The sequence below is a fragment of the Microcoleus sp. D2_18a_B4 genome (genome assembly GCF_036702475.1).
In the GTDB taxonomy this organism is placed as follows: Bacteria; Cyanobacteriota; Cyanobacteriia; order Cyanobacteriales; family Microcoleaceae; genus Microcoleus.
This window is the reverse complement of sequence record NZ_JAUBTL010000040.1, coordinates 67,732-72,335: the sequence shown is the minus strand read 5'-3', so window position 1 is coordinate 72,335 and position 4,604 is coordinate 67,732. Positions and strand designations below refer to the sequence as shown.

7 protein-coding genes are annotated in these 4,604 nt (G+C 46.2%); 5 read left to right on the top strand and 2 right to left on the bottom strand.

What is annotated here, in order from left to right; translation table 11 throughout:
* Positions 1-8: 8 nt before the first annotated feature.
* From QUB04_RS21475 to QUB04_RS21455, 5 genes are all read left to right on the top strand, one after another.
* A complete protein-coding gene (locus tag QUB04_RS21475) occupies positions 9-161 on the top strand; it encodes a bluetail domain-containing putative surface protein (protein ID WP_333287444.1) in 153 nt (50 codons plus the stop codon).
* Between the two features lie 338 nt (positions 162-499).
* The gene (locus QUB04_RS21470; RefSeq protein ID WP_333287436.1) at positions 500-1,726 is read left to right on the top strand and encodes a glycosyltransferase family 4 protein; all 1,227 of its coding nucleotides are present in this window, start codon (positions 500-502) and stop codon (positions 1,724-1,726) included.
* 90 nt (positions 1,727-1,816) lie between these two features.
* Positions 1,817-2,245 (top strand): NUDIX hydrolase, encoded by a 429-nt coding sequence (locus QUB04_RS21465; RefSeq protein WP_333287434.1) that lies wholly within the window; start codon positions 1,817-1,819, stop codon positions 2,243-2,245.
* A 114-nt stretch (positions 2,246-2,359) separates the two neighbouring features.
* Complete coding sequence (locus QUB04_RS21460; protein WP_333287432.1) at positions 2,360-2,566, top strand: hypothetical protein; 207 nt, start codon at positions 2,360-2,362, stop codon at positions 2,564-2,566.
* Positions 2,567-2,592: 26 nt separating this feature from the next.
* Positions 2,593-3,510 (top strand): NAD(P)H-dependent glycerol-3-phosphate dehydrogenase, encoded by a 918-nt coding sequence (locus QUB04_RS21455; RefSeq protein ID WP_333287430.1) that lies wholly within the window; start codon positions 2,593-2,595, stop codon positions 3,508-3,510.
* Positions 3,511-3,881: 371 nt separating this feature from the next.
* Here the strand turns inward: QUB04_RS21455 and QUB04_RS21450 are convergent, their stop codons facing one another.
* Both QUB04_RS21450 and QUB04_RS21445 read right to left on the bottom strand, forming a co-directional pair.
* On the bottom strand, positions 3,882-4,112 hold the full coding sequence (locus QUB04_RS21450; RefSeq protein ID WP_333287428.1) for a hypothetical protein: 231 nt from the start codon (positions 4,110-4,112) through the stop codon (positions 3,882-3,884).
* Positions 4,113-4,193: 81 nt separating this feature from the next.
* Entirely contained in the window at positions 4,194-4,499 is a 306-nt protein-coding gene (locus QUB04_RS21445) for a small RNA NsiR4-regulated ssr1528 family protein (RefSeq protein WP_333287426.1), read from the bottom strand.
* Positions 4,500-4,604 lie beyond the last annotated feature (105 nt).

Below are 4,604 nucleotides of genomic sequence, written 5' to 3'. Positions count from 1 at the left end.
CTTTAGTTGTGGCTACAAATGCCTCGATTGCGGGTAATTACCTTGTCATTAATGATGCTACTGCTGGTTTTCAGGCGAGTAACGATTTAGTGATCAAATTAACAACCACCGGGACGTTACCTCCTGCTGGCTCTATTCCCGTTACCAATTTCTTTATCTAACCATAACCTCAAGGATTGGCGCTGCATAATCGAAGGATGAGCTGTGACTCCAAATTGGAAAAAGTAGCGAAGAAACCGGGTTTTTTGAGAAAGTCCGACAGGGAATTAATTCCGGCGTTGCTGATTTACGGTATGAAAGGCTAAATATGCCAATTATAGAAACCGGCGTTGCTGATTCACGGTATGAATCAACTTTTCTCGGAAGTTACAAAACTCACCATACTTGGCTTCTAGCAATTCCGAAATCTTGAATTCATACCTGTATTCAGCAACGCCTCCGTAGCAGTAATAGCAAAGTCGATCGAACCTAAATAAATAACAAACTCTGATTTACTGGAATGCACATCGCTTGGCTAGGAAAAAAATCACCTTTTTGCGGTAACGTCACTTACTCCAGGGAAGTCACCAACGCACTATTAGACCGGGGATACCAGGTCAGTTTCCTGCACTTTGCCCAAGAAGCGGGCCCACTGGACAGGAACAATACGGGGTGGAGTATGGCAAATGGTTCATGGGCAAAGGGAATTACTCAAACCTCATATACCACTTCGCTTTCGTCCGCCAGTTGCAACGAAGTCTCTTTACCCTGTCACTACAAATCGCAAATTTATACGATTCCAACTCTCAAGTCCCGCACAGTGCTGATGAAATCTCTGCGGCGGCTGAAACCCGATGTTGTTCACGCTTCCCTGACGCTTTCGCCTCTAGACTTTCTGCTGCCGGAAATTTGTCAAGAATTGAATTTGCCTCTGGTGGCGACTTTTCACCCGCCGTTCGATCGCAAATTGCGGAATTTGACATCGGGAACCCAACACCTGATGTATCAACTGTATGCTCCTTTTTTGGCGAACTACGACTCGACGATCGTTTTTTCTCAGATTCAGCGGGATATATTGGTGAAGTTGGGAGTGCCACAGGAACGGGTGGCTGTGATTCCAAACGGCGTGGATGCTGTTAAATATTCTCCAGGGCCTTCGGGGCTGAAGTCGGAATTAAAGGCCGATCGAATTTTTGTTTACCAAGGCCGCATTGCCCAGGAGAAAAATGTCGAAGCCCTGCTCAAGGCCTGGAAACAGTGCAATTTTGGCCCTGGGAACGTATTGGCGATCGTAGGCGACGGGCCCCTAGCCGCCTCGCTGCAACTGTTTTACGGCGAAGATGATGGCATTGTGTGGCTCGGATTTGTCGCCGAGGAGGAACGCCGGATCGAAATTCTCCGGGGTGCTGACGTATTTATTTTGCCTTCTTTGGTGGAGGGACTGTCGCTGTCGCTGCTAGAAGCGATGGCCTGCGGTTTAGCTTGTTTGGCAACGGATGCCGGTGCAGACGGCGAGGCCTTGGAGGAAGGCGCGGGGATAGTTTTGAACACTCAGAGGGTACGAAGTCAGTTGCAAACCTTGCTGCCGCTGTTTTGCGATCATCCTGAGTTGGGAATGCTGCTTGGTCAAAAAGCACGCCAACGGGCGATGGAGCGATACACTCTCAGTCAGAATATTACTGAGTTGGAAAAGCTTTATGCAGAGGTTTTGCAAAAGCAGCGCGTACCACTTCGCGGTTTAGCATAATTCAGCAGGAAGAAGGAACTCCGAACCCGTTGAAATTAATCCGTGTATTCCTGTCAAAATCCGTCTCGTGCCTTCCTTCTTCCTTCGCAAATGACTTATAGAAATCCCGTTCCTACAGTTGATATTATCATCGAGTTAGCCGATCGCCCCCATCGGCCGATCGTACTCATCGAACGCCGCAATATTCCCTACGGCTGGGCACTTCCCGGCGGCTTTGTTGATTACGGAGAATCGGTAGAAACGGCGGCCAAACGCGAAGCTTTAGAAGAAACGAGTTTGAATGTAGAATTAATTGAGCAATTTTACGTTTATTCCGATCCAAATCGCGACGCGCGGCAACACACTATTAGTATTGTATTCTTGGCTTCTGCAACGGGCGAACCTCAAGCCGCCGACGATGCTAAAAGTTTACAAATTTTTGAATCTTGGCAGATTCCTCGTGAATTGTGTTTCGATCACGATCGCATTTTACGAGATTATTGGCGTTACCGTCATTATGGATTGCGGCCGCGTTTGTAGGAGGGGAGTTTTTGTTTCGTTCATCTCACATCTTGCACTAATGTCAGGAACAGGCAAGATGCCTGTTCCACAAAAAAACTCAATGTTATTGCACTAATGTCAGGAACAGGCAAGATGCCTGTTCCACAAAAAAACTCAATGTTATTGTGGAACGGGCGTCTCGCCCGTCAGGAACAGGCAAGATGCCTGTTCCACAAAAAAATTCAATCTTCTTGTGGAACGGGCGTCTCGCCCGTCAGGAACAGGCAAGATGCCTGTTCCACAAAAAAACTCAATCTTCTTGTGGAACGGGCTTCTAGCCCGTTCTTGAGAATGGTGTAACATCGGAGTTCATTAAACTAAATTCTATGCCAAGCTTGACAATATTAGGCGGAGGTGCTTGGGGTTCTGCCTTGGCAAATCTGGGAGACAAAAAAGGATCTCGAGTTAATTTGTGGTCGCGCAGCAGTTCTGTTAATCTAGAATCAGTTATCACAGGTGCGGATGTTGTTATTTCGGCAGTTTCCATGAAAGGAGTTGGAGCCACGGTCGATCGACTTTTGGCTTTAGAGTTAAGTCCCAGTACAATTATAGTTACCGTCACCAAAGGTTTAGACCCCGCGACTACACGCACTCCATCTCAAATTTGGCAAAATGCCTTTCCTAACAATTCAATTGTGGTACTTTCGGGCCCAAATCTTTCCGAGGAAATTCAGCAAGGATTGCCGGCTGCAACGGTAGCGGCGAGTTTGGATTTAGCGGCGGCCAAGCAAGTGCAAAATATTTACAGTTCCGATATTTTCCGGGTTTATGTGAATGAAGACCCGCTAGGGACTGAGTTAGGTGGAACTTTGAAAAATGTATTTGCGATCGCCGCTGGTGTTTGCGACGGTTTACAATTAGGAACTAATGCTAAATCTGCTTTGCTGACTCGCGCTTTGCCGGAAATGATTCGGGTGGGAGTTCGTTTGGGAGCTCGCGCAGAAACTTTTTACGGTTTGTCTGGTTTGGGAGATTTACTCGCTACTTGCAACAGTCCTTTATCGCGCAATTATCGGGTTGGTTTCGGATTGGCTGAAGGCAAATCATTAGAGCAAATTTTGCACGAATTGCAGAGTACGGCTGAGGGGGTCAATACTACTAATGTGTTGATTGATTTGGCTACTCAACGCGACATTGAAGTGCCTGTTTCTCGTCAAGTTTATCGCTTATTAAATGGTGAAATTACTCCTGAACAAGCCGTTTTATCCTTAATGGAACGAGCTTTAAAACCGGAGATTTTATAGCAGAAGGAAGAAGGAAGAAGGAAGAAGGAAGAAGGAAGAAGGAAGAAGCAATAAAATCAATCGTTTCAGCCATTAACAACGTCCTAACCGTCGTGGCGGTTGCTATATAACCTGTACCACTACATAGGTAAGGACTTAAGCAAAGCCTAAGTCCCTACCCGTAGCTGAACTTTCAAGAAGTGGTGTCACGAGTTGCTAGTTATGAATTAAGAGTTGTAAGCGACATTGGTTGAGCGGTCAAATTGATGTTTCCATCGCTCGGTAGAGAGAGAGTTTAGGGAATGGAAGATGAGTCGTGCATCCAAAACTCTTTAACTCATAGCTGCTACTTAACTCATAACTCATAACTTGCAGAGCGAGTTGCACCAGCTTTACATCTTGCCGTGCTGCATTACCTGTTGAAGGTGCTGCCGAATTTCCTGCGCGTGCTCCATGTCAGCTTGCTGCAATTTTTGAAACAGTTCAGCACAAGGCCCAGAACCGGTTTCTTGAGCATCTTTCATGTAAGTATCGTAGGCTTTCAAAGCTTCAGACTTGTTTTGCAAAACTGTTAACAAATCATACTCGAGGTTGCTGATGACGCTATTTCCGTTAGTGCTCATAAACTGACCTTCTGCTAGGATTTGTTCCAAGTTTCACCGATCTGGGGATGACTGTTCATCTATCTAGAAGGGTAGATAATTCTACTTTCCACCGTAATAAAACGCAACTTCTTTATCTTTCAGCGGTGCGAAGTCAGCAGCAACTAGCATTTGATCGAGCTCGTTTTGGGGCAGATGTTTGACACCGATTCGGACAATGCGCGATCGCATTGTATTTGACACGCCACTGCGCTGTCTGCCGGCTTCTAATCCCATCACTTGCTTGTAGAGGTCTAATTTTGCTTGCGGAATCGGAGTACCGTCAAAGTCGATTCCAGAGGCGATCGCAACATCGATCGCATCTGCACCAGTTGTAGATTGAGCCGCTGAGTTTGTTTCTGAAGACATTGTGCAAATTAAAGAAAAAGGACGATCGTCATAAAAAGTAGTTTAGTCCTAAAAGTGCCACAGTTGAGCACCAAACTCTAGCACTGCTGAAAGTATAGGAGGAGT

Coding starts and splice junctions, on each gene's coding strand:
- QUB04_RS21470 (WP_333287436.1), top strand. CDS start 500: ATGCACATCGCTTGGCTAGGAAAAAAATCACCTTTTTGCGGTAACGTC.
- QUB04_RS21465 (WP_333287434.1), top strand. CDS start 1,817: ATGACTTATAGAAATCCCGTTCCTACAGTTGATATTATCATCGAGTTA.
- QUB04_RS21460 (WP_333287432.1), top strand. CDS start 2,360: ATGCCTGTTCCACAAAAAAACTCAATGTTATTGTGGAACGGGCGTCTC.
- QUB04_RS21455 (WP_333287430.1), top strand. CDS start 2,593: ATGCCAAGCTTGACAATATTAGGCGGAGGTGCTTGGGGTTCTGCCTTG.
- QUB04_RS21450 (WP_333287428.1), bottom strand. CDS start 4,112: ATGAGCACTAACGGAAATAGCGTCATCAGCAACCTCGAGTATGATTTG.
- QUB04_RS21445 (WP_333287426.1), bottom strand. CDS start 4,499: ATGTCTTCAGAAACAAACTCAGCGGCTCAATCTACAACTGGTGCAGAT.